Here is a 22210-nt window from a genome sequence, read left to right as displayed (position 1 = left end):
TGGCGCAATGGACGCATGAGCCATCCTGCCGGACAAGCCCCAGGCCACGATGCCGGACACGACGCCGGACAAGCCTCCGGACACGATGCCGGACGGGACGCGGACACGCTGCCCGACGTCGCGCCCCGGCTGCGTGAGCTGCGCCGCCGCCGTGGCCTCACCCTGGAGGCCGCCGCCCAGCGCGCGGGCCTCTCACCCGCCCATCTCTCCCGGCTGGAGACGGGCAACCGGCAGCCTTCGCTGCCGATGCTGCTCGCCCTCGCCCGGACCTACGGTACGACGGTCTCCGAGCCCCTCGGCGAGCTGCCGCCGGAGCGCGACGCCGTCATCCGCGGCGGGCGGATGGGCCCCGCCGAGGCCGACGGCTGGACCTACCGGCAGGCCGGCGGGCGCGGACGCGCCATGCAGGCCCTGCGGGTGCGCGTGCCGTACGGGACCCAGGGGGACCTCGTGCGGGTGCATCCCGGCGAGGAGTGGCTGTACGTCATCGAAGGGCGGCTGCGCCTGGGCCTCGGCGAAACCGTGCACGAGCTCGACCCGGGGGACAGCGCCCACTTCGACTCGCTCACTCCGCACCGTATCGCCGCTGTCACGCGGGAGGGGGCCGAGCTGCTGTTCGTCCACACGCTGCTGCAGAGCCCCGACCCGCACGCGCACCCGCACGCCTGAGGAGGCCGCTGATGAACCAGGACCAGGAGCAGAAGTTTCCGGTCGGACTGATCGTCCGGCTCTTCGCCTATCTGGTGGCGGGCCACCTGTTCGCGGCGTTCCTCTATCTGCTGTTCAAGGTCGGGGCCGGCTGACCCGGTGTTTCGCCCGGTGGCTCAGAGCGCCCCGTCCAGGAGGCGCTCGCGCAGCCGCTCACGCGTCTGCGGCGTGATGCCCAGGCCGTCGGACAGGTAGCGCTCGGTGCCGCCCCAGGTCTCGTCGATGGTGTCGAACGCGGCGGCGAGGTACTCGGCGCGGGCGTCGAACAGCGGGCTCAGCAGCTCCATCACCTCCGGGGACATCCCGGCGGGCGCGTTCTCGCCGCGGCGCACCTTGTAGCGGCGGTGCGGGTCGTTCGACTTGAGGTAGTCGGCCTCGATGGCGTCGCGCTCGACGCCCACGGCGAGCAGCGAGACGGCTATGGACAGACCCGCCCGGTCCTTGCCGGCCGCGCAGTGCATCAGGGCCGGGACGCTGTCCTCCGCCAGGGCGTGCAGCACCCGGCTGTGCTCGGCGGTGCGCTCCTTGATGATGACCCGGTAGGACTCGATCATCCGGTTGGCCGCCTTGCCGTCGCCGAGGATGGACCGCAGCTGGTCCAGATCGCCGTCGCGGACCATCTTCCAGAACTCGGCGCCGTCGGCCGGGTCGGTGAGCGGGATGTTCACGTTGCGCACTCCGGGCAGCTCGACGTCCAGGCCGTCCAGCTTCTGGTCCGCGGAGTTGCGGAAATCGAAGATCGTGTGGAGCCCGAGCGAGGAGAGGAACGCGGCATCCGCGTCGGTCGCGTGCGCCAGGTGGCCGCTGCGGAAGAGCCGTCCGTACTGAACGCGCAGCCCGTCCACGGTCGGCAGTCCGCCCACGTCCCTGAAGTTGCGCACGCCCGACAGCTCGGGTTCGGTCGACGGGACCTCGGGCAGCTGCTGCGTCACGGGGGCTCCTGAGTGTCTGCGGTCGGCACGGCTCGCCGACGTAGGCGCGCTGTCGACGATACGACATTGGTTCCTCAGGCAATCATCTTGGTTGTGCGTTCGGTCGACCGTGCAAGGGAGTTGCCTCCAGGGCGGCTTGGGATCGAAGGTGTTCGGTTCTGCGTGAATTTGGTGGGTTGTGGTGATCGACACGGAGGGTGGCGGTCGCGCCTGGCTGCTGTGCGGGCGCGCAAGCGGTTACGCATGACCCGGTCGAGAGCGGTCCCCGGTTCGTCCGCCACGCTGCGCGGCGATCTTGGCGCCGTGGCGCTCCAGCAGTGCCGGATATAGGGGCATTGCTGGCCTACTGAGGCTTATGCCCGTATTAGGTCATCTGGGGCAACAAGCCCCGGTTGCGGGGGAGATGACGTCCATGCCGTGAGCGGGATCATATTGGTGACGTTCCGTCGCCGCGCGCCGCCGTCAAATTCCCCGCTCCTCAAGGGAGTCGAAGACCGTAATCCACGCAGGGTGACCGGGAAATCCCCGCGGATATCACGCGGGCGAATCAGCGGCCCAAGCGGTGGCTTGTTCGTGCCGACCGGGCTCGCTTACGGTCACCGCAATCCGGTCGGAACGCCTAATCCTGCCGTCGTCCGGAATATCGCATCTATCCACGTGTGGCAGGAGCGGGGGACCCAGTGAAACCGCCGGTCCGTCAATGCGGAGCGGCTCGGGGTGAAGTCGCGCACCTACGCGGCCGGGCAGCTCCAGCCCGAACCCGACAGCTCACTTCGCAGGCGCCGGAGAGGAATTCGCCATGCCCGCAATGGGTAAGCACCGCCGTTCGAGGAAGAACCCGATCACGCGCGGACTCGTCGCCGCGGGCACGGGTGGCGCCGTCATCGCGCTCCCGCTCATCGGTGCCACCGGCGCGCACGCGGCGGAGAAGTCCGCGCCTGCCGTCGCCCCGGAGCGGACTGTCTCCGTCGCCCAGCAGGTCGAGGCTCCCAAGGCTCCCCGGACCTACACGGTGGCGCCCGGCGACACCCTGGCGAAGATCGCCAAGGAGCAGAAGGTCAGCGGCGGCTGGAAGAAGCTGTACGCGGACAACCGCTCCGTCGTGGGTGCGAACCCCTCCGTGATCCGTCCGGGTATCCAGCTGGCCATCGGCGCGAACGCGAAGCCCAAGGCCGCCCCCGCTGCCGCCCCCGCCGGGAAGGCCGCCCCCGCCGCGAAGACCCGCGTCGCCCCCTTCTTCGCCCCGGTCCCCTCCGCCGTCACCACCGCGTACAAGACCGCCGGAGCCATGTGGTCCAGCGGCTACCACACCGGCGCCGACTTCGCGGCCGCCACCGGGACCTCCGTGAAGGCCGTCGGCGCGGGCACCGTCGTCTCGGCCGGCTGGAGCGGTTCGTACGGCAACGAGGTCGTCATCCAGCACGCCGACGGCACCTACTCGCAGTACGCCCACCTCTCCCAGCTGTCCGTCTCGTCCGGCCAGAGCGTGCGCGGCGGGGAGCAGATCGGCCTGTCCGGCTCCACCGGCAACTCCTCCGGTCCGCACCTGCACTTCGAGGTCCGTACCACTCCGCGCTACGGCTCCGACATCGACCCGCTGGCGTACCTGCGCCAGCACGGCGTCTCGATCTGACGTGTCGTATTCCCGTTTCCCGGAAAGCTGACCAGGTGGTCTATATCACCCCGCGTCAACCCATCCCTACGGTGGCGTAAGTCACTTCGTGAGGTGAAGGATGTCTCGACGTGGCAGACGATTCGAGATCAAGAAAAAACAGTGCATTCGGGTCGTACGCGGCGATCGGTGACAGCTTCACCGAGGGCGTCGGGGATCCCGGACCCGAGGGACAGTTCGTGGGCTGGGCGGACCGCCTCGCCGTCCTGCTCGACGACCGCGTACCGGAACACACCTTCCGCTACGCCAACTTGGCGGTACGAGGCAGGCTGCTGGACCAGATCGTCGAGGAGCAGGTCCCGCGCGCCAAGGAACTCGCCCCCGACCTGGTGACGTTCTGCGCGGGCGGCAACGACATCATCCGCCCCGGCACCGACCCCGACGACGTCGCCGCGCGCTTCGAGCGCGCGGTCGCCGACCTCACCGGCGCGGTCGGCACCGTCATGGTGACCACCGGCTTCGACACCCGCGGCGTGCCCGTACTGCGTCATCTGCGGGGCAAGATCGCCACGTACACCGCGCACGTCCGGGCCATCGCCGACCGCTACGACTGCCCCGTCCTCGACCTGTGGTCGCTCAAGTCCGTCCAGGACAGGCGCGCCTGGGACGACGACCGGCTGCACCTGTCACCCGAGGGCCACACCCGCGTCGCGCTCCGCGCCGCCCAGGTGCTCGGTCTCGACGTCCCCGCCGACCCCGACCAGGCGTGGCCGCCGCTGCCGCCCCGCGGGACGCTGGAGGTCCGCCGCGACGACATCCACTGGGCGCGCGAGTACCTGGTGCCGTGGATCGGGCGGCGGCTGCGGGGGGAGTCGTCCGGGGATCATGTGGAGCCGAAGCGTCCTGATCTGCTTCCGCTCTGAATCATCCCGTTCGCGCCGGCGGGGATCCGCTCCAGGACCCCGCCCGCGAACACGTCGTACAGCGGCAGCGACTCCAAGTGGACATAGCCGATATGGCAGTCGCACAGGGCGAGCGGACAGGCGCGGGGCCGCAGGGCCGTGCGGTACGAGCCGTCGTAGAGGTTGCCGAGCTCCTCCCGGACGAAGTGGCAGCGTCGCACCGTCCCCTCGCCGTCCACCGAGATCACCGACTCGCCCGTCCGGCACGGCAGGCCCGCCGAGCGGTGGGGGTGCCGGCTGAACGGGAAGAGCGGGTCGAGGGCCGTCCAGTCGGCGGCCTCCGCGTCGCTGTACTCCCGGCCCTCCGCGGCGTTGATCCACAGATAGACGTGTGGCGGGAGATCGGCCCGCAGCCGCCGGGCCTGCTCCAGATGCTCGGCGAAGCCGACGACCCCGACGCTGAACCGGATCCCGCGCGCGGCCAGGTCACGGCACTTGCCCAGGAAACGGTCGTACGGGGTCTGACCCGGGTGGTACGTGCACCACAGCGCGAGCGTGTCGGCGTCGGCGTCCGCCAGCCAGTCGGTCCGGCAGCTCAGATTGGTCTGGACGGCGACCCGGCGGATGTGCGGCAGCCGGGACAGCTCGACCAGCGTGGTCCGGTACCAGGAGCGGACGAGGCCCTCGCCCCAGGGCGTGAACAGCACCGACAGCCGGTCCTCCGTCTGCCGCGCCGCCCAGCCGGCGAACCGCTCCAGGGCCGCCCGGTCACCGCGCAACTGCTCGCGGCTGTCGCGGCGCTTCGCGAACGGGCAGTACGGGCAGTCGTAGTCGCAGGAGGCCAGTGGTCCCCGGTACAGAACGGTCAGATCCATCCGCGTCTCACTTGATCTCGTACGCGGTCATCGCGGCTCGTACGGCGGGGGAGAACAGCTCGGGTCCGAGCGCGTCCGAATACGCCAGGCCCTGGTCCGTCAGCCGCAGGAGCCCTCCGGTCTCCTCGAGCCAGCCGCGCTCGGCGAACGCCGCGAGCTCGGTGGGGAAGTCGTCCCACGGAACGCTGCCGAACCGCGCCCGGTAGTCCGCCACGTCCATTCCGCACGCCTGCAGCAGCGACTGGAGCAGATGGCGGCGGCGGGACTCGTCCCGGTCGACGCGGCGGCCGACCTCGGCCCGGGTGAAGTCCTCCGCCCGCGTGTAGTCGTCGATGATCGCGCGTATCTGGCGCATGTCGACGGCGTAGTCGAAGGAGTAGTGCAGCCCTGAGGTGTACGAGCGGGCTCCGCAGCCGAGGCCGATCATGCCGTCGGTCTGGCAGGCGTAGTCGTCCGCGCCCTGCGCCGGAGTGTCCGCGCGGCGGAACATGCGCATCGACACCTGCTCGTAGCCATGGGCGAGCAGATGATCACGGCCCTGTCGGTACAGCGCGAGACGCTGCTCGTCCCAGGCGGCGTCGGCGTCCACGCCCAGGCGGCCGAGTCCGGTCAGCGGCCGCACATACAGGGGATAGAGATACAGCTCCTCGGGCCGCCAGGCGAGCGCCGCGTCGAGCGACCGGCGCCAGCTCGCACGGGTCTGGCCGTCGATCCCGTAGATCAGATCGATGTTGAGTACGGGGATCCGGGCGTCCCGGATCCGGCCGAGCGCGGCCTCGACGTCGGCACGCCGCTGCGGGCGGACCGCGGCCTTGGACTCCTCGTCGACGAAGCTCTGCACGCCGATGCTCAGCCGGGTCGCCCCGCGCCCGGCGAGGACGGCGAGCCGGTCGGCGGTCGCCGTGGCGGGCGAGGTCTCCACCGAGAGCGGCACCGCGCGCAGATCCGCGCCCATCCGCTTCTCGGCGATGTCGCACAGTCGCTCCAGCTCCCCGGCGTCGAGGTAGGTGGGCGTGCCGCCGCCGAAGGCGGCTGCCGCGAAGCGCACGGGGTCCGCGTCGCCGAGCGCGTCGCGTACGGCCATGGCCTGCCGTTCCAGCGCGTCGAGATAGCGGGTGGTCAGCTCGTCGGGAGCGCCGATGCGGGTGAAGAGGTTGCAGAAGCCGCAGCGGACCTCGCAGAACGGTATGTGCAGATAGAGGGAGAGCGCGTCCTTGCGCTCGTCCGCCCACAGCTCGCGCAGCGCGGGCCGGTCCGCCAGCGGGCGGTACGCGGTCTTGTGCGGGTACGCGTACACGTAGCTCTGATACGGCCTGACGGTCGTGGTCGTGGTCGTGGTCTCGGTCGCGGTCACGGTCGTGGTCTCGGTCATCGGGAGTCCTTCGCGCGTACCGGTCCGGGGAGGAAGAACTGCGCGTACGGGACCGTCCAGACGACCTCGTGGCCGAGCCGGTGGCCGGTGTAGCCGTCGTCGCCGTACGCCGTGCCGTGGTCGGAGCAGACGATCGCGAGGCAGCGGCGCCGGCTGCTCGCCGCGGCGAAGAGGCGGCCGATGTGCCGGTCCACGTACTCCAGCGCCGCGGCATGCGTGGCCCGCGAATCGCCCGTCTCGCGGGTGGCGCCCGGCAGGTGGAACCAGTTGGGCTGATGCAGCGCGGACACATTGACGAAGAGGAAAAGCCGCTGGTCGTGCGGGAGACCGGCGACGACCTGTTCGGCCCGGTCCACCTGAGCCTCGAACGAGGTCGGAGAGGCGACGCCGAACTCCGGTTCCCAATGGCTCTCCTGGAACAGGCCGGGCAGGACCGTGCCCAACGGCCCCTGTCCGTTGAAGAACCCCACGCCGCCGACGCAGACCGTCCGGTACCCGGCAGCCGCCAGCCCGGTGACCAGGTCGGGGGAGTCGTACACGAAGGTGCCGTCCGCGGTGGTCTCGCTGCCCGTGAACCGCGCGGCGAACAGCCGTGGATGCGGGCCGGGCGCGGCGGGGGTCGGCAGGAACCCGGCGAAGATCGCCTGGTGCGACGCGTACGTGAAGCTGCCCGGCGCGTGCCGCTTCTCCCAGACGCCGTCCGGGAGGTGGCGGGCGAGGTTCGGGATCCGGCCGGCCGCGGCGAGCTCGGCGGCGACATCGAAACGGAGGGTGTCGAGGGTGACGAGCAGTAGATCGTCGGTGCCGACGACCGTCGACATATCGACCATATCGATCATGTTCATGGTTCCTGATGGTTCGTGCGTAGGACGGCGGCGAGTTGCGCCGCATAGGTGTCGAGGCCCTCGGCGCCACTGCCCGGCAGCCCGGTGAGCCCCGGCAGCAGATCGCCGAAGGCGTTGACCTCGCCGACGGCGAAGCGGCGCCAGCCGGTGGCGGGAAGCAGATCGACGCCGACACACAGCGTCCGCGGGAAGCGGGCGGCCGCCCGCTCGCACAGCCCGAGGACATCGTCGTGCCAGCTGCGGCCCGCCGCCCCTACGGCGGCCATCGCGGCGGCGACGTCGCCCCGCTCGCCACCGAGGTGCAGATTGGTGAGCGGGGAGCGGCTGGTGCGTACGACGACATGGGTGGCCCGTCCGGCGACCACCACCACCCGGAGATCCGCGGCCCTGCCCCGCTGGAGTGCCTTGGGCAGCCAGCGTTCGATGTGCAGGCCGTCGGGTGCGAGGCTGTCCACGATCGCGGCGATCTCGGCCTCGGTCGTGTAGCGGCGCAGCCGGAGCGAGTTGAACAGCCGGCCGTCGGCGGTCCGCTCGACCGATGTGGTCGCCCGGATCCGGCCACCGCGCGCGGTCTCCACCGCGAGGACGCCGGAGGCCGAAGAGCCATGCGCGAGTTTGACGAACGAGCGGTGGAACCCCGGCTCGGCGAGCCGCGCCCGGACCTCGTCCCAGCCGCGTACGGCGGGGGCCGAGGCGCCCGAGGTCGGCGAGGGCGGGACCGCCACCCCGGCCGTCGCGAGCCGCTCGTGGCAGAGCCTCTTGTCGAACAGCACGGCGAGATCCTCCGGGTCGTCCAGGAGCGTGCCGCCCGCGTCGCGTACGGCACGGGCCACCTCCCGGACGGCCTCGCCGAACCGGGCGTACCAGCGGCCGGTGCCCTCGACCCGGGCCGGATCGCGGGCACCGCGCAGCAGGAGATCCACCTCCGCGTTCTCACCGGGCGAGTCGATACGCACCGACTCGCCCGGCAGGAAACGGGCGCGGCCGTGCAGCACGTCGAGCCAGGGGATCACGCGAGGGGCGGGCAGCCCCGCCGCGTGGACGGCCTGCTGGAAGAACGCGACGCGTCGGTTCTCGGGATTGCCGACAACGGCGAACGGCGGTGGTGCGGCCGGTGCGGCAGGTGTCACTCCGCCACCGCGGTGAATCGGCCGCGGCCGTCCTCGTCGTCGCCCCAGGCCTCCTGGACATCGTCGAGATCGACCGTCACCCCGGCGGGCTCCAGGGCCCGGCGTATGCGCTCGGCCATCGGCTCGCTGATGAAATGGTGGTTCAGATCCAGCTTCTTGAGGTGCGTGAGCGGCTGTCCTTCGAGGAGCGCCACCGCTCCCTCGTCGCCGAGGGTGCCCATCGACAGGTCCAGGGTCTCCAGGCGCGCGACGACCGGCGCACCGGCCAGGGCGGCGGCGATCTCGTCCTGGATCTCACTGTTGCGCAGGGCGAGATACCTGAGCCGGGGCAGCCGGGTGCCGGAGAGGAACGGCTCCAGGTCGCTGAGCTCGGCATCGCCGCCGTACTCGGAGACACCCAGCCAGAGGTCGAGATGCTCCAGCGCGGGAAGCTCGCTCGCCGCGATGCCCCGCACCACCTCGGCGGGCAGACCGCCGGTCTCGACCCGGAGCGTCCGCAGCTTCTCGTGGCGCGTGGCGGGGAAGACGAGGCCGGAGCCGCCCTGGACACCGAACTCCTCGAGCTCCGGAAATCCTTCGAGCAGCGGCGACACGTCGGTCTGGTTGATCCAGGAGATCTCGCACTCCTCGCCGGACATGTCACCGAGGAACAGGGCGCGCAGCGCGGGCAACTGCTTGCTCGCGCCCGCGGCGAGCAGGGCCGAGATGACCGGGCCCGGATCGGAGTCGTACGCCTCGCTCCACGCGCCGACGATCAGCGCCCGCACCCGCGTGGTGTCCACCGCGGAGGTGAAGCGGGCGAAGGCCTCCTCCCACTCCTCCTCGCTGTCGTACGAGTCGACGGCGATCCGCCAGGCGACGGAGGCCGGGTCGGGGAGCGCGTCGACGGTGGCGTCGGCGTCGGGAAAATCGAACGCAGGTAGCCCGTGCAGCTCCTGCAGGTCGCCCCTATGGCTCATGACGGATGCTCCAGACACCGGACGGCGTTGATCGGCTGATGTGCGTGCAGTTCTACCAAGCCGCACTGACACCGCCCGCCGCGGGGCTGGTCAGGAGCGGTGGGGCGGGCCGTCGGAGGGCCGATTGTCAGACCCCGCCTCTAGCTTCGATGTCAGGTCCGGCGCACTCGGTGCCGGCCGTCGAGGGGAGAGCCATGTACCGGCAGGGAGACGTGCTGATCGTGCCCGTCGCGCAGGACGCCGTCCCGGCGCACGCGGTGGACGCGGCGGACGCGCCCGGCGAGCCGAGGGACGGCCGTGGCCGGCTCGTGCTGGCGCTCGGCGAGGTCACCGGCCACGCGCACGCGCTGGCCGCGCCGGGGCGGCTGATCCGTGAACCGGGTGCGTTCGGCCCGATGCTGCTCCATCTTCCCGAGGGCGGGCGGCTGGTGCACGAGGAGCACGCGGCGATCGCGCTGCCGAAGGGCTGGTACCGGGTGGTGCGCCAGCGGGAGTACATACCGGGCGCGGTGCGGATCGTCGCGGACTGAGGACGACGGCGATCGAATCCCGGGCGCCATTGCGGCCCGGCATCGAATCGCTTTCTCGGAACGACATCTCGGAACGACATTTCAGAACGACATTTTCGGAACGGAAACCGGGGACGGGGCAGCAGATGCAGTACGTGGACAAGTGGCGGGCCGTCGCGGCGGCGACGGGCCCGGCGGACCGGGCGGCCGCGGAGGAGGGCGTCCGGCTCGCCTACCGGACGGCCGGACTCGCGGCACCCGAGCGGTTCATCTGGGCGGATTCGCCCAAGGCGGCGGTGGCGGTCGTGCGGCACCTGGAGGACGCGGGGCGTTCGGTGCGCGACGAGGTCAGGACGGTCCCATGGGCCGAGGAGCGGCGCCGGGTGCACGACGAACTCGGCCCCGCGGGCTGGACCGAGCACTGGGGGAGGACCGGGGCGCTGCTCTGGGACGTCACACGAGCCCTCGCCGAGCGGATACGCGCCGGTGTCGCCGAAGCGCTCGCCGACGGGACGGCGGCCGAGCGCTCGGCCGTCCGGCTGGTGCTGCTCGACGCGGTGCTCGGCCAGCACGACGCCCCCTGGCTCGCCGCCTTCGACGGCCGCAGCGAGCGGCTCGCGGGCCTCGCCCGGGTCGCGGAACACGCGGGCTGGTGGTGGCCGTTCGAGAAGGCCGTGGTGCTGTGCGAGCGGCCCGTGGAACTGCACCGCGACGAGGCGGGCCGGCTCGACCGCGGTGACGGTCCCGCCCTCGCCTTTCCCGACGGCTTCGCCCTGCACGCCTGGCGCGGCATGCCGGTGCCCGCCGAGTTCCTGTCCGGACTCTCCTCGCTGACACCCGAGCGCATCCGCACCGAGGAGAACGCGGAACTGCGCCGCGTCATGCTGGAGTTCTACGGCTACGACCGCTACCTCGACGAGTCGGGCGCCCAGCCGGTGCACCGCGACGAGACCGGCGTCCTGTGGCGCATCGGCCTGGCCGACGACGAGGACGTCGTCATGGTCGAGGTCGTCAACTCCACGCCGGAGCCCGACGGCACGCACAAGACGTACTGGCTGCGGGTCCCGCCCACCACCCGCACCGCGAAGGAGGGAGTGGCCTGGACGTTCGGACTCGACGCGGCGCTCTACGAGCCGCTGCGGCAGACCTGAGCGGCGGCCCGGGGCGGCGGCACCGGGTAGGAGTGAGGCGCAGGTGCGGTCGGCGTCACCTGAGGTGCTGAAGGTGTGTGAGGGCGTCGCGGTCGAGGCCGAGTTCGCGGGCGAGTGCCTCGTCCGTCCACTCCAGCATGGCGGCGCGGGTGAGCGATCCGGCGTACGACGTCATCTGCACCGCCAGTCCGTCCAGCAGGGCTGTCAGCCGCCAGGCCGCCGACGCGGGTTCGGCGCAGGAGAATTCGCCCGCCGCGGCGCCCTCGGCGATGACCGCGGTCAGGCCCGCCTTCCACTGCTGGTCGAGGTCGCGCGCCACCTCGCGCAGGGCCGGGTCGCGCAGCGAAGCGGCCCAGCCCTCGATCCACAGCCGCCAGCCCTTGGCCTGGCCGGTGGGGGCGTACCAGCGGACCGCGGCCCGCAGTCGGCGCACCGCCGAGGTGCGCCGGCCGAGGATCTTGCGGAGGTGGGCGAGATCGTCCTCGGCGGCGTGCGTGAAGGCGGCCGCGACGAGCTGTTCCTTGGTCGAGAAGTGGTAGAGCACCAGGGCGTTGCTCACGCCGAGCGCGGAGGCGACATCGGCGATCCGCACGGCGGAGACGCCGCGGGCCTCGATCTGCTCGACGGCGGCCCGCAGCAGTTCCTCCCGCCGCTCCGCCACACCCAACCGGACTCTCGCCACCCGGTCACCCTATCCGGCTCACCGGTACCACCCGAAGCGCTCGGCGATGACCGGCAGCCGCTCGGCGACGATCGCGTGCGCGGCCGTGCGCGGAGTCGTACCGTCCGCCTCCGCGCGGGCCAGCATCCGGCCGGTCAGGGCGCGCATCGAGCGGCGGGTGTGGGCGAACGACTCCTCCGCGTCGGCGCCGATGTCCCCGAAGAGGGTCCACCACCACCAGGCGTTCGTCGCGGAGTTGACGACGACATCGGGCAGCACGGTGATGCCGCGCGCGGCGAGCAGCCGTTCCGCTTCGGGCAGGACCGGCATGTTGGCCGCTTCGACGATCCAACGCGCGGTGATCCGCGACTGGTTGGCGCTGTCGATCGCGTACGAGACGGCCGCCGGTACGAGTACCTCCGCGTCGGCCGCCAGCCACGCGTCGCCCGGCAGCTCGCGGTCGCCGGACCGCAGTGCCGTACGGTCCACCGTGCCGTAGGCGTCACGCGCCGCGAGGAGGGCCTCCACGTCCAGGCCGTCGGGATTGGCGATCGTCCCCTTGATGTCGGCGACGGCGACGACCTTCAGCCCGGCCCGGGAGAGGAAGCGCGCGGTCGCCCCGCCCATGGTGCCGAGCCCTTGCACGGAGACCCGGGTCCCGACATGGTCCGTGCCCGCCCGGTCCAGCGCCGTGAGTACCGACTCGGCGACCCCGCAGCCTCCCACCAGCTCGTCCAGGCCGATGCCGCCGACCTCGACGGCGAAGGCGTCCGCGAGCCGCTTGCGCGCCTCGGCCTCGTCGGTGAGCAGCGGGTGGACGGCCTGGACGGTCGACACGAGCCCCGCCTCGGCGGCCGCCCTGTCGATGATGTCCTGGCTGAGCCCGAGGTCCTCTCCGGTGGTCCAGATGTTCTCGATGTAGGGCCGCATGGCGCGCAGATAGCGGACGAGGACGCCGTACGCCTCGGGATCCCGGGGATCGCAGTCGATGCCGCCTTTCGCTCCGCCGAGCGGGACGTACCGGGCCGGCGGGGCGCCGGAATCGGAGTCGGCGTCGTAGTGCAGTGCCTCCTTCATGGTCATGCCACGGGCCAGTCCGGTCACCTCCTCGAGCGTGCAGCCCGCGCGCATCCGCAGTCCGCCGCTGGAGACCCCGCGGACGAGCCGGTCGACGACCAGGTGGCCCTGGCGGCCGGTGACGTGGTCCGTCCAGGTGAGCGAGAGCAAGGGGGCGTGCATCGGACGGGCTCCTCGGGGGCGGGCAACCGACAGAGAACTGAATAGTCGGTCAGTATCCGAAGAGGCCCGTGCCGATGTCAACGCGTTCCCCGAGCACGGGCCGCCACTCAGCCGGTGACCCGCTGCGGAACCTCGCAGTGGTCCTTGAAGCCCTGGCTGGTCAGCCCCAGCGCGGCATTCATCCGCGACCGCAGATTCTCCACCGCCACCATCGCGGTCAGCTCGACGAACGCCGCCTCACCCAGCGCGGAGAGCAGCCGCTCCGCCAGTTCGTCCTCGACCCGGGGCGGATTCGCGGTCATCGCCTCGGCGTACTCCATGACGTCCCGCTCCAGCGGCGTGTACACCGCACTCTCGTGCCATACCGGCACATCGTGCAGCTTGTCCGCGTCGATGCCCTCTCGCCGGTTGGCCCAGTAGCCGAAGTCCATGCGCCAGCTGCAGCCGATCGATGCCGCCGCCGCCATCTCGGCCAGGGCCTTGAGGGACGGGTCCAGCGTGTTCCACTTGGCCACCGCCAGCTCGAAGCGGAGATCCGCGCGCATGACGCGAGCGTTGTGACCGAGTGCCTTCACCGGGTCGAGGACGTCCCCGTACACACGCTTCGAGTACCACTCGGTCATGCGGTAGAAGAGCGTGCGGGGCGGGGTGAGCGAGATACGGGCCATGACGGGCTCCCTGGGGTGTCGGACGAACGGTGTGGGACGCCCGTACGACGGACCGGGTACCGCGGAATGTGACATCCACCGGAGGTCGATCGGAGATCCGCCGAAGATCCGCCGAGTTCCGCCGGAGACCGCCGGGGATCACCCGGAGGCCGGCATCGGGCCCGACGGCATTTTTTGACCGCGCCGTTCGTTGCGGTTGCCGTGGGGCTTGTGCGACCAGCCGCACATAATGGAACGACCCGGACACTTTTGGAGGTGCCGTGACCGGCGCTGCTTCTCCGCATCCACTGCGCTCCCGGCTGCGATCGCTGCGGCCCGCCGCCTTCGGGGCCGACCCGGCAGGGGAGCGGATGGAGCGGATCCGCCGCTCACCGAATTTCGCCGACGGGGTGTTCCAGAACCCGCTCGGGGCGAGGATCAGGCCCTCCGGCTCCGCCCTGGAGTTCGCGAAGATCTACTTCGAGAAGGAGGCCCGCAGGCACCGCACGCCCAAGGTCCTCGTTCCGCTGCACCTCGGCACCCGCGCCGACCTGGCACAGCCCCCCGCCTCGGGGCTGCGGCTCACCTGGATGGGCCATTCCAGCGTGCTCGCCGAGGTCGACGGCCGACGGGTGCTGTTCGATCCGGTGTGGGGCGAGCGCTGCTCGCCCTTCGCCTTCGCCGGCCCCAAGCGGCTGCACCCCGTCCCGCTGCCGCTCGCCGCGCTCGGCCCCGTCGATGTCGTGGTCATCTCCCATGACCATTACGACCACCTCGACCTGCCCACGATCCGCGCGCTGGCGTCCACGGACACGCTCTTCGCGGTACCGCTCGGCGTGGGCGCCCATCTGGAGCGCTGGGGCGTCAGTGAGGGACGGATCCGCGAACTCGACTGGAACGAGTCGACCAACGTGTCCGGGATGCGGCTGACCGCCACCCCGGCCCGCCACTTCTGCGGCCGTGGCCTGCGTAATCAGCAGCACACGCTGTGGGCCTCCTGGGTGGTGGAAGGCCCCACGGGCCATCGGGTCTACCACAGCGGGGACACCGGCTACTTCCCCGGCTTCAAGGAGATCGGCGCGGAGCACGGCCCCTTTGACGCGACCATGATCCAGGTCGGTGCGTACAGCGAGTACTGGCCCAAGAACCACACGGACTATACGCCGCTTCCTGGGGCTTGGCCGGACATTCACATGTCGCCTGCCCAGGGGGTGCAGGCCCATCTTGACCTGCAAGGAGGCCAGCCTGGCGGTGTTTTGCTCCCGATCCACTGGGCCACCTTCAACCTGGCTCTCCACGCCTGGGCGGAACCGGGGGAGTGGACCAAGGACGCAGCCGAGGAAGCCGGCCAGGCGGTGGCTTTCCCCCGTCCCGGCGAGCCGTTCGAGCCTGCGGGGAAGCTGCCCGAGGAGCCGTGGTGGCGGAGCGTGTCCCATCCGATCGCGCACCCGTGGCGCCGCCCCCAGTTCGCCGAGGTCGCTGCCGATACGCGCAGCGGCGATCTCGATCTCGCGGGCGAGCGTTGACGTCGTTCAGGGGCGACCTTGCCGAGGTGGTGCGGGTGCTCCCGCCCGAAGGGCGCGACCGTGTGCTGCGAGCCTTGGACGGGCCGCCCCGCGGAGAGCGTGGAGCCGTCGCTCAGCGGTTCAGGTCGTTGCCGACTTCGAAGGGCTCTTTGCGCGTTGTGGTCCGAACGCGCATCGTGGACCATTGAGATGTGGCTATGTACGGACGGGTGAGTGCGTGCGTCTGCGGGGTGAGGTCATGGGATCTGGGCCGTCTACCCTGCTGCACGTGTTCCCGATGACTCACCATGTCGAGTGTGTCGCGATCCTTGAGCCTGCCGAAAAGGGCCGCTGACCTGCTGCTTCTCCGAGTGTGCGTTATGGGCGTTACGTGCGTTAGGTGCGATATCTTGACGCATATTCGACGCACGTGACGCACGTTTGACGCACGGACGGCGCAGATGGTGACGGGTCGTCATCTTTGGGTCGGTGGTTGCCGGGTTCGGTCTCGACCTGTGGCAGGGTCCTCTCGAAGGGGCCCGGGCGCCGACTGCTGAGCGGGCGGTCGACCTCCGCCTCCGCCCCTCTCGGGTGTGACGTTCTGTGACGCCGAGTGGGTTCTGTGACAGGGGCGTCAGGGCTCGAGTGTCCAATAGGCGGCCTGTGGTCGTGGGCTTGTCGTTAGTGATGTCGGGCCGTCGGGGTGGTGTGCCCATGAGGCCGAGGCGCTCCATGGTGGGTGTCGGTCGATGGTGAATCTCCGTACTGCGCCCGACCCTCGGGTTGTCTGTCCCAGGCTCACTGGGCGTCTTGGGTGGCAGGCGGGGACGGTCCGGTGGCTGCCCGGATTCCCGCGGGTCGGCGGGGCGATTCTCACCTGGCACCCGTGCCATGAGGTGGGGTTCCCGTGGGGATTCTCACGTCGCGATGACGACGCCGGACCACGGTGGAATCCGCCTTTCCGAGCGTTGCCTGCCTCCGGCCTGCCGGCCGCGTGATTCGCCGCTTCCCGCTTCACGGGGCGGGCGCCATCGAGTCGGACGCCTCATGTGGGGCGAAAACGTCCCTTTCGCCACTCGATGCCGGAGCCGCCGGTCGGCCTCTATTGAAAATGAGTGTCATAATCGTATAGAAGTACGGGGTGCTCATCCCACGACAAGTGCTGGAGCGCCCGACGGTCACGGTCCGGCCCTTCGCGCTCACCGCACTCCGACATCCCCTCGTCTCCCTGCTCCTGGCGGACCACCGCGCCTTGTTGGCCGACCTCCTGGACGGTCTCGGGTCTCCGCTGCACGTCGTGCTGCCCGAAGTGTTCGAGGAGAACGTCGGCAGGCTTCGCCGGGCGTTCGCCGACGCGGGTACCGACGCCGACATCCTCTTCGCCAAGAAGGCGAACAAGGCTGACTGTTACGTCAGTTCGGCTGCCGCCCTTGGTGCGGGCGTCGATGTCGCCAGCACCCCCGAACTGGTCAAGGCGCTGGCCGGCGGCGTGCCCGGCAACCGGATCGGAGTATCAGGACCGGAGAAGGACGACACGCTGCACGCTCTCGCCGTTCAGCACGGTTGCCTGGTCGCCGTTGACTCGGTCAGTGAACTCCGCCGGCTCGCCGCGACCGCCCGGCTGGCCCGGCGACAGGCCGCGGTGCTGCTGCGGTCCCGCACGGCGGGCCAGCCGGGAAGCCGCTTCGGGATGTCCGCCGCCGAGCGTGGGACCGCCGTCGGTCTGTGCGCCGAACTCGCGGACCACATCAGCCTCCGGGGCTTCTCCTTCCACCTCAACGGCTACTCCGGCGCGGAACGCGCGAGGGCGGCGAACGAGATGATCGAGCACTGCCTCGACGCCAGGCTGCGTGGTTCGGCGAACGCCGAACTGGTCGATATCGGCGGCGGATTGCCGGTCCGCTATGTCGAGCCGCGGCTGTGGAACGAGTTCCTCGCGCAGAACGAGCCGTCCCACTATCACGCGTCCAAGGACTTCACAGACTTCTACCCGTACGGTGGCCAGTCCGCCGACCAGGCGGTCCGCGCGATCATGGCGCACCCGGTCGGCGGGGGCGAGAGCCTGGCCGCGAAAGCGGGACGTCACGGCATCCGGTTCGTTGTCGAGCCCGGCCGTGCTCTGCTGGACCAGGCCGGTTTCACCCTGTTCCGCGTTCAACAGGTGGACGACCGGCGGGAGTCCGACGGGTACGCGATCGTCACCGTCACCGGCAGCAGCTTCAGCCTCTCCGAGCAGTGGTTCAACAGCGACTATCTCCCCGACCCGCTGCTGATGTCCGCCCAACCGGTAGCCGACGAGCTGTTCCCGGCTTGTGTCGCGGGCTCGACCTGTCTGGAGAGCGACATGGTGACCTGGCGGAAGATCGGTTTCCCGCGCCCTGTGGGGCGTGGTGACCACTTGGTCTACCTCAACACCGCCGGCTACCAGATGGATTCCAACGAGTCGCCGTTCCACGACGCCCCGCTGCCGTCGAAAATCGTCGTCCGGCTGGGTGATGACGGGGCCGCGCCGCGCTGGCGCCTGGACGGCATCCGATGAGACCTCGTACCGATCCGATCACACCCCCCACGAAGGAGAAGCTCCGCATGTCCCCGAGCTATGCCCCGCCCGGGCAGTTGTGGCTGTTGCCCCAAGCGCAGCAGGAAGGACTGGACCTCGACCACCGGCAGGTGATCGCGGTCGTCGAGCAGGCCTACCGCGCGCTGCGCGAAGGCGGCTCGAACAACCCGGTCAAGACGATCATCGACGACCCCGACCACCGCTCGCTCAGCTACTCCATGGTGGCGAGGGACGCCGGCAGCAGCACCGTCTGCTTCAAGGCCGTCTACGAGTTCGACCCGCGCCGCACCCGGGACTCCTACCGGTTCCACTCGTTCGTCTTCCTCGTCGACGACACCACCGGGGCGCCCATCGCGCTGATGGACGTGGTGAAGCTCGGCCCCCTGCGGTCCTCGGCCACCACCGCCCTGTTCGCCCGTGCCGCGTGCCCCGACGCGCGGACCGCCCTCGTCGTCGGCACCGGCGTCCAGGCGCAGGCAGCCCTGCCGATGCTCGTCGGGGCGATGCCCGAGCTGGAGCGCCTGCAGGTGTTCGGCACGTACCCCGAGGGGCTGCACGCCGTCCAGGACAGCGTCGGCGGCCGCGAGGTCGAGATCGTCAAGGACCTGAGGGAGGCCGCCGGCGAGGCGGACATCGTGGTCGGCGCCGCCGGCCTGTCCGCCACGGAGGAGGTCCGGCGCGACTGGATGAAGCCGGGCTCGGTCGCCGTACTCCTCGGGTACGGCGTGCACGCCGACGTGTGCCATGGCGCGGACTACCGGATCGCGACGGACACCGCCCAGATGCACGCCACCTGCGACGACCTGCGGGGCGCGGACGGCAGTTTGCCGCAGGTCGATGCCCAGCTCCCCGACATCCTGCTCGGCCTGGCACCCGCCCGGCGCCGTCCGGACGATGTGGTCTTCGCCTACAACAGCGGTATGGCGGTCACCGACGCCGCGCTCGGCCGGTACATAGCCGACCTCGCGCTCGCGGCCGGGCGCGGAGAAAAGGTCAACTTCTGGTGAGTACCGAAACCACGGATACGACCCCTACGAGCCGCGCGGAGGCGACCGGCGCCGCCTGGTGGGTCGGGAACTCGCGTGCGCTGCTCAAGCTGGCGTTCCCGCTGATCCTCACCAACTTCGCCTATGTCGCGCTGACCACGGTCGACATCGTCATGCTGGGCAGGCTCGGCGCGGTCGAGATCGCCGCCGCCGGTCTGGCCATCGCGCTGTTCAACCAGTTGCGCACCACCGGTACGGGCCTGGTGACCGGGGTCAGCAACCTGGTGGCCGAGGCACGGGTGCGGGACGACAGGGTCCGCGTCGGCGCACTGCTGTTCGCGGGCTTCTTCTGGGCGACCGTCTGCGGTGTGGTCTTCTGCGTGGCGCTGCTGCAGATCGGCCCGCTGCTCGTTCTGCTGGGCCAGGACCCGACCGTGGTCGACAGGGCGGGCGAGTTCCTGATGGTCCTGGCGCCGGGCATGCTGCCCTGCCTGTGGTTCCAGAACCTGCGGCACTTCACCACGGGCCTCAAGCGCCCCGGCCCGCTGCTGGCCATCACGCTGGTCTCGGTCGGCGTGACCATCGGCCTGAACTACGTCCTGATCTACGGAAAGTTCGGGCTGCCCGCCTTCGGTTTCGTCGGCGTCGCGATCGCCACGGTCACCGTGTTCCTGCTGTCCTTCCTGGCGTTCGTCGCGGTGATCCTGCGCGACAGCACCGTCCGCCCCTACCTCACCTCGCTCCACGCGCGGCGCTGGAACGGGGACGCGGTCCGGTCGGTCTGGCGCCTCGGCCTGCCGATCTCGGGCACCTACGCCTCGGAGGCCGGGTTCTTCAGCGTGCTCACCCTGGTCATCGGCTCTCTGGGCGTCGAGGCCCTGGCCGCGCAGACGGTGCTGAACCAGATCGTCTACATCGTGTTCATGATCTCCGCCGGCCTCTCCCACGCGGCGTCGATCCTCATCAGCGAGGCCGACGGTCGCGACGACTACCGGGAGGCTCGCGGGATGGGGCTGCTCGGCACCGCCTGGGGCGTGATCGCGACGTTGCTGGTCGCCGTCGTGTACCTGGTGGCACCGGACGCGATCGTGTCCCTGTTCGTCTCGGCCGAGCACGCCGACAACGTGGACATCGTCGCGCTGACCGTGACCGGGCTGCTGATCGCCGCCCTCATGCAGGTCTTCGACGCGACCCAGAACATCGGCAACGGCATCCTGCGCGGCATCGGCGACACCGCCGGCCCCTTCCGGATCTCCCTCGTCGGCTACTGGCTGATCGGCCTTCCCACGGGCTACCTGCTCGGGGTCACGGCCGGCTGGGGCGTCGAGGGCGTCTGGACCGGCCAGACCATCGGCCTCGCCGCAACCGCCGTCCTCCTGCTGGTCGCCTTCCTGCGCCGCGTCGACCGGCTGCACCGGGAGACGTCTGGCGCACCCGTCACGGAACCGGAGCAGTCATGAACCCCGTCCTCACGCCGACCCCTTCCACGTCCCTGATACGCAGGGAGGTGGCGGGACTGCCCCGCTACGATCCCGGCGCCGACCCGGACGAGGTGGCCGCCCTCAGCGGCTCCGGTCGCGTCATCAAACTCTCCAACAACGAGAACCCGTTCGGCGTCTCCCCGGCGGTCGCCGAAGCCGTACGGAAGGCCCTGGCCGACGGCGTCTCCCGCTACCCCGACCCCACCGGGCGGCGGCTGGCGGAGGCCATCGGGAAGAGTCTGGACGTGCCGGCCGGCCGCGTCGTGCTCGGCAACGGCTCGGAGAACATCCTGGAGCTGCTCTGCCAGGCAGTCCTCGACCCCGGTGACCTGGTGGTCACCCAGGCCCCCGGGTTCAGCCTGCACGAGACCTTCCCCCGTGTCATGGGAGCCCGTGTCCAGAAGGTCCGGGTCACGGCCGAGTTCGGGTTCGACGCGGACGCCTGGAGCGAGGGCGCCGCGGCGGGCCCGAAGATCGTCTTCCTCGCCAACCCGTGCAACCCCACAGGCGCGATGCTCGACGCCGGCGAGCTGGCGCAGATCGTGGCCGCCCTCCCGGAGTCGGCCCTGCTGGTGCTCGACGAGGCGTACGGCGAGTTCGCCCGGTCCCGCCCCGGCTACCCCGACGGCCTTGAGGCCCTGCGCGGTCTCGACCGGCCGTGGATCGTGCTGCGCACCTTCTCCAAGGCGTACGGCCTGGCGGGCGTCCGCGTCGGGTACGGCATCGCCTCGGACGAGGCCCTGATCCAGGCCCTGGACCGGGTCCGTACCCCGTACAACGTGAACCATCCGGCCCAGGAGGCCGCGATCGCCGCGCTGGGCGACCACGCGCACCTGGTGGACACGGTCCGCCGCACCGCCCTGGAGATCGACCGGGTCTCCGGGAGTCTGCGCGACGTGGGACTGCGCGTCGTTCCGTCCTCGACCAACTTCCTCTTCATCGACACCGGCCACCCCGCCGACCACGTCGCCCGGGAGCTGCACCGTGCCGGGATCATCGTCAAGGCGTGGCGCGAGCCGGGTTACGAGACCTACATCCGAGCCTCACTGTCCACCCCCGGGGACAACGACGTCTTCGTACGGTGTCTGACCGAGATATGCGCGAAGGACAAGCCGTGATCACGAGCAGGATCTCCGACCTGATAGGGCGGACGCCGCTGCTGAAGCTGCCCGTCGCGGAAGGCGGGGCGACCGTCCTGCTGAAGCTTGAGCAGTTCAACCCCACCGGAACCGCCAAGATCCGGATGGCCAGGAACATGGTCGACGAGGCGGAGGAGGCCGGGCTCCTGGCCCCCGGCGGGTGGCTGGTCGAGTCCACCTCCGGCAACACCGGTCTCGGCCTCGCGCTCATCGCTGCCGAACGCGGATACAAGTTCACCGCCGTGGTCGACAACCACTCCAGCACGGACAAGCTGCGAGGCATGCTCGCCTACGGCGCCCACATCCTCAACGTCGCCGGGGACGAGGAAGGACTCGCCACCGCCGAACGCGACACCACGGCCGAGCACCTCGCCGCCGAACACGGCGCGTACTGGACCGCCCAGCACCGCAACGAGGGCAACCCCAACGGCTACCGGCCGCTCGCCCGTGAACTCCACGACGACCTGGGCGACGACATCGACTACCTGTACGGGGCCGTCGGCACCGGCGGTTCACTCTGCGGCACCGGCCGCTTCCTCCGCGAACGCATCCCGGACCTGAAGATCGTCGGTGTCGAGCCGGTGGGATCCGTCGTCTTCGGCGGCGAAGGCGCGCCCTACCACCAGTCCGGCACCGGTACGCCGGCGGGCTCGGAGATCGGGTGTGTCGTCGACTACGAGGTCTTCGACGAGGGGATCAAGGTCAGCGACGCGGAAGCCTTCGAGACCTGCCGCTACCTGGCCCGTAACTTCGGTGTCCTGATCGGCGGTTCGGCGGGCGGCGTGGTGTACAAGGCCCTGGAGCGGGCCCGGACCGCGCCACCCGGCACCACCATCGTCGTGCTGGTCTGCGACGGTGGCGACAAGTACCTGGACACCGTGTTCAACGACGACTGGATGGCCTCCAACGGCATGTACGACGAACAGGTCGTCCGCAGGCTGGCCACGATGCTGCGGTAGCGCCGCGGTCACGCCCCCTGACGGCATCGGAACCGTTG

At 70.7% G+C, this 22210-nt stretch carries 21 protein-coding genes and 1 riboswitch; of the genes, 12 read left to right on the top strand and 9 right to left on the bottom strand.

What is annotated here, in order from left to right:
• The first annotated feature begins 15 nt into the window (after positions 1-15).
• Both ABT342_RS07205 and ABT342_RS07200 read left to right on the top strand, forming a co-directional pair.
• Positions 16-669 (top strand): XRE family transcriptional regulator, encoded by a 654-nt coding sequence (locus tag ABT342_RS07205; RefSeq protein ID WP_351568276.1) that lies wholly within the window; start codon positions 16-18, stop codon positions 667-669.
• Positions 670-680: 11 nt separating this feature from the next.
• Positions 681-803 (top strand): DUF6126 family protein, encoded by a 123-nt coding sequence (locus tag ABT342_RS07200; protein ID WP_351568273.1) that lies wholly within the window; start codon positions 681-683, stop codon positions 801-803.
• A gap of 21 nt (positions 804-824) precedes the next feature.
• Here the strand turns inward: ABT342_RS07200 and ABT342_RS07195 are convergent, their stop codons facing one another.
• Complete coding sequence (locus tag ABT342_RS07195) at positions 825-1640, bottom strand: tyrosine-protein phosphatase (protein ID WP_351568270.1); 816 nt, start codon at positions 1638-1640, stop codon at positions 825-827.
• A gap of 634 nt (positions 1641-2274) precedes the next feature.
• Positions 2275-2437, top strand: a riboswitch (cyclic di-AMP (ydaO/yuaA leader).
• A gap of 2 nt (positions 2438-2439) precedes the next feature.
• Here ABT342_RS07195 and ABT342_RS07190 point away from each other — a divergent pair.
• The gene (locus ABT342_RS07190) at positions 2440-3273 is read left to right on the top strand and encodes a M23 family metallopeptidase (protein ID WP_351568267.1); all 834 of its coding nucleotides are present in this window, start codon (positions 2440-2442) and stop codon (positions 3271-3273) included.
• 110 nt (positions 3274-3383) lie between these two features.
• Positions 3384-4175 (top strand): SGNH/GDSL hydrolase family protein, encoded by a 792-nt coding sequence (locus tag ABT342_RS07185; RefSeq protein WP_351568265.1) that lies wholly within the window; start codon positions 3384-3386, stop codon positions 4173-4175.
• On the opposite strand, the gene ABT342_RS07180 is transcribed toward ABT342_RS07185, so the two are convergent.
• Genes ABT342_RS07180 through ABT342_RS07160 form a run of 5 tightly spaced genes read right to left on the bottom strand, consistent with a single transcriptional unit; the run spans position 4136 to position 9335 of the window.
• Positions 4136-5029, bottom strand: coding sequence for an STM4011 family radical SAM protein (locus tag ABT342_RS07180; RefSeq protein WP_351568262.1), 894 nt, complete (start codon positions 5027-5029; stop codon positions 4136-4138). The genes ABT342_RS07185 and ABT342_RS07180 overlap by 40 nt on opposite strands.
• Before the next feature lie 7 nt (positions 5030-5036).
• On the bottom strand, positions 5037-6401 hold the full coding sequence (locus tag ABT342_RS07175; protein WP_351568259.1) for an STM4012 family radical SAM protein: 1365 nt from the start codon (positions 6399-6401) through the stop codon (positions 5037-5039).
• Positions 6398-7222, bottom strand: a complete 825-nt coding sequence (locus tag ABT342_RS07170; protein ID WP_351568868.1) for an STM4013/SEN3800 family hydrolase — start codon at positions 7220-7222, stop codon at positions 6398-6400. Before ABT342_RS07170 ends, ABT342_RS07175 begins: the two co-directional genes overlap by 4 nt.
• Before the next feature lie 20 nt (positions 7223-7242).
• Positions 7243-8376 (bottom strand): STM4014 family protein, encoded by a 1134-nt coding sequence (locus ABT342_RS07165; RefSeq protein ID WP_351568256.1) that lies wholly within the window; start codon positions 8374-8376, stop codon positions 7243-7245.
• Positions 8373-9335, bottom strand: coding sequence for an STM4015 family protein (locus tag ABT342_RS07160; RefSeq protein WP_351568253.1), 963 nt, complete (start codon positions 9333-9335; stop codon positions 8373-8375). The genes ABT342_RS07165 and ABT342_RS07160 overlap by 4 nt, the downstream gene beginning before the upstream one ends.
• Before the next feature lie 194 nt (positions 9336-9529).
• Between ABT342_RS07160 and ABT342_RS07155 the strand changes: the two genes are divergently transcribed.
• Together ABT342_RS07155 and ABT342_RS07150 are read left to right on the top strand one after the other, a co-directional pair.
• Positions 9530-9865, top strand: a complete 336-nt coding sequence (locus ABT342_RS07155; RefSeq protein ID WP_351568251.1) for a DUF8820 family protein — start codon at positions 9530-9532, stop codon at positions 9863-9865.
• Between the two features lie 125 nt (positions 9866-9990).
• The gene (locus ABT342_RS07150) at positions 9991-10995 is read left to right on the top strand and encodes a DUF6745 domain-containing protein (RefSeq protein ID WP_351568248.1); all 1005 of its coding nucleotides are present in this window, start codon (positions 9991-9993) and stop codon (positions 10993-10995) included.
• Between the two features lie 55 nt (positions 10996-11050).
• On the opposite strand, the gene ABT342_RS07145 is transcribed toward ABT342_RS07150, so the two are convergent.
• From ABT342_RS07145 to ABT342_RS07135, 3 genes are all read right to left on the bottom strand, one after another.
• The gene (locus tag ABT342_RS07145; RefSeq protein WP_351568245.1) at positions 11051-11677 is read right to left on the bottom strand and encodes a TetR/AcrR family transcriptional regulator; all 627 of its coding nucleotides are present in this window, start codon (positions 11675-11677) and stop codon (positions 11051-11053) included.
• A gap of 18 nt (positions 11678-11695) precedes the next feature.
• Positions 11696-12895 carry a glutamate dehydrogenase gene (locus ABT342_RS07140; protein WP_351568242.1) on the bottom strand — a complete coding sequence of 400 codons (1200 nt, stop codon included), beginning with the start codon at positions 12893-12895 and terminating at the stop codon, positions 11696-11698.
• Between the two features lie 107 nt (positions 12896-13002).
• Entirely contained in the window at positions 13003-13563 is a 561-nt protein-coding gene (locus ABT342_RS07135; protein ID WP_351568239.1) for a carboxymuconolactone decarboxylase family protein, read from the bottom strand.
• A 260-nt stretch (positions 13564-13823) separates the two neighbouring features.
• Between ABT342_RS07135 and ABT342_RS07130 the strand changes: the two genes are divergently transcribed.
• From ABT342_RS07130 to ABT342_RS07105, 6 genes are all read left to right on the top strand, one after another.
• Positions 13824-15068 carry an MBL fold metallo-hydrolase gene (locus tag ABT342_RS07130; RefSeq protein ID WP_351568236.1) on the top strand — a complete coding sequence of 415 codons (1245 nt, stop codon included), beginning with the start codon at positions 13824-13826 and terminating at the stop codon, positions 15066-15068.
• Between the two features lie 1120 nt (positions 15069-16188).
• Entirely contained in the window at positions 16189-17586 is a 1398-nt protein-coding gene (locus ABT342_RS07125) for an alanine racemase (RefSeq protein WP_351568233.1), read from the top strand.
• A gap of 47 nt (positions 17587-17633) precedes the next feature.
• Positions 17634-18614, top strand: a complete 981-nt coding sequence (locus tag ABT342_RS07120; RefSeq protein ID WP_351568230.1) for an ornithine cyclodeaminase — start codon at positions 17634-17636, stop codon at positions 18612-18614.
• Complete coding sequence (locus ABT342_RS07115) at positions 18611-20053, top strand: MATE family efflux transporter (RefSeq protein ID WP_351568227.1); 1443 nt, start codon at positions 18611-18613, stop codon at positions 20051-20053. The genes ABT342_RS07120 and ABT342_RS07115 overlap by 4 nt, the downstream gene beginning before the upstream one ends.
• The gene (gene hisC, locus ABT342_RS07110; RefSeq protein WP_351568224.1) at positions 20050-21192 is read left to right on the top strand and encodes a histidinol-phosphate transaminase; all 1143 of its coding nucleotides are present in this window, start codon (positions 20050-20052) and stop codon (positions 21190-21192) included. Before ABT342_RS07115 ends, hisC begins: the two co-directional genes overlap by 4 nt.
• Positions 21189-22172, top strand: a complete 984-nt coding sequence (locus ABT342_RS07105; RefSeq protein ID WP_351568221.1) for a PLP-dependent cysteine synthase family protein — start codon at positions 21189-21191, stop codon at positions 22170-22172. Before hisC ends, ABT342_RS07105 begins: the two co-directional genes overlap by 4 nt.
• Positions 22173-22210 lie beyond the last annotated feature (38 nt).

Origin of the sequence: Streptomyces sp. NPDC000410 (assembly GCF_040300305.1) — a bacterium.
Classification (GTDB): Bacteria; Actinomycetota; Actinomycetes; order Streptomycetales; family Streptomycetaceae; genus Streptomyces.
Note: the sequence above shows the minus strand (reverse complement) of the source record. Positions and strands in the feature narration are given on the sequence as shown.

Excerpts from the sequence above, each read along its gene's own strand:
- ABT342_RS07200 (WP_351568273.1), top strand. The coding sequence starts at position 681 with ATGAACCAGGACCAGGAGCAGAAGTTTCCGGTCGGACTGATCGTCCGG.
- ABT342_RS07155 (WP_351568251.1), top strand. The coding sequence starts at position 9,530 with ATGTACCGGCAGGGAGACGTGCTGATCGTGCCCGTCGCGCAGGACGCC.
- ABT342_RS07150 (WP_351568248.1), top strand. The coding sequence starts at position 9,991 with ATGCAGTACGTGGACAAGTGGCGGGCCGTCGCGGCGGCGACGGGCCCG.
- ABT342_RS07135 (WP_351568239.1), bottom strand. The coding sequence starts at position 13,563 with ATGGCCCGTATCTCGCTCACCCCGCCCCGCACGCTCTTCTACCGCATG.
- ABT342_RS07140 (WP_351568242.1), bottom strand. The coding sequence starts at position 12,895 with ATGCACGCCCCCTTGCTCTCGCTCACCTGGACGGACCACGTCACCGGC.
- ABT342_RS07160 (WP_351568253.1), bottom strand. The coding sequence starts at position 9,335 with ATGAGCCATAGGGGCGACCTGCAGGAGCTGCACGGGCTACCTGCGTTC.
- ABT342_RS07170 (WP_351568868.1), bottom strand. The coding sequence starts at position 7,222 with ATGTCGACGGTCGTCGGCACCGACGATCTACTGCTCGTCACCCTCGAC.
- ABT342_RS07175 (WP_351568259.1), bottom strand. The coding sequence starts at position 6,401 with ATGACCGAGACCACGACCGTGACCGCGACCGAGACCACGACCACGACC.
- ABT342_RS07120 (WP_351568230.1), top strand. The coding sequence starts at position 17,634 with ATGTCCCCGAGCTATGCCCCGCCCGGGCAGTTGTGGCTGTTGCCCCAA.
- ABT342_RS07190 (WP_351568267.1), top strand. The coding sequence starts at position 2,440 with ATGCCCGCAATGGGTAAGCACCGCCGTTCGAGGAAGAACCCGATCACG.
- hisC (WP_351568224.1), top strand. The coding sequence starts at position 20,050 with ATGAACCCCGTCCTCACGCCGACCCCTTCCACGTCCCTGATACGCAGG.
- ABT342_RS07205 (WP_351568276.1), top strand. The coding sequence starts at position 16 with ATGAGCCATCCTGCCGGACAAGCCCCAGGCCACGATGCCGGACACGAC.
- ABT342_RS07180 (WP_351568262.1), bottom strand. The coding sequence starts at position 5,029 with ATGGATCTGACCGTTCTGTACCGGGGACCACTGGCCTCCTGCGACTAC.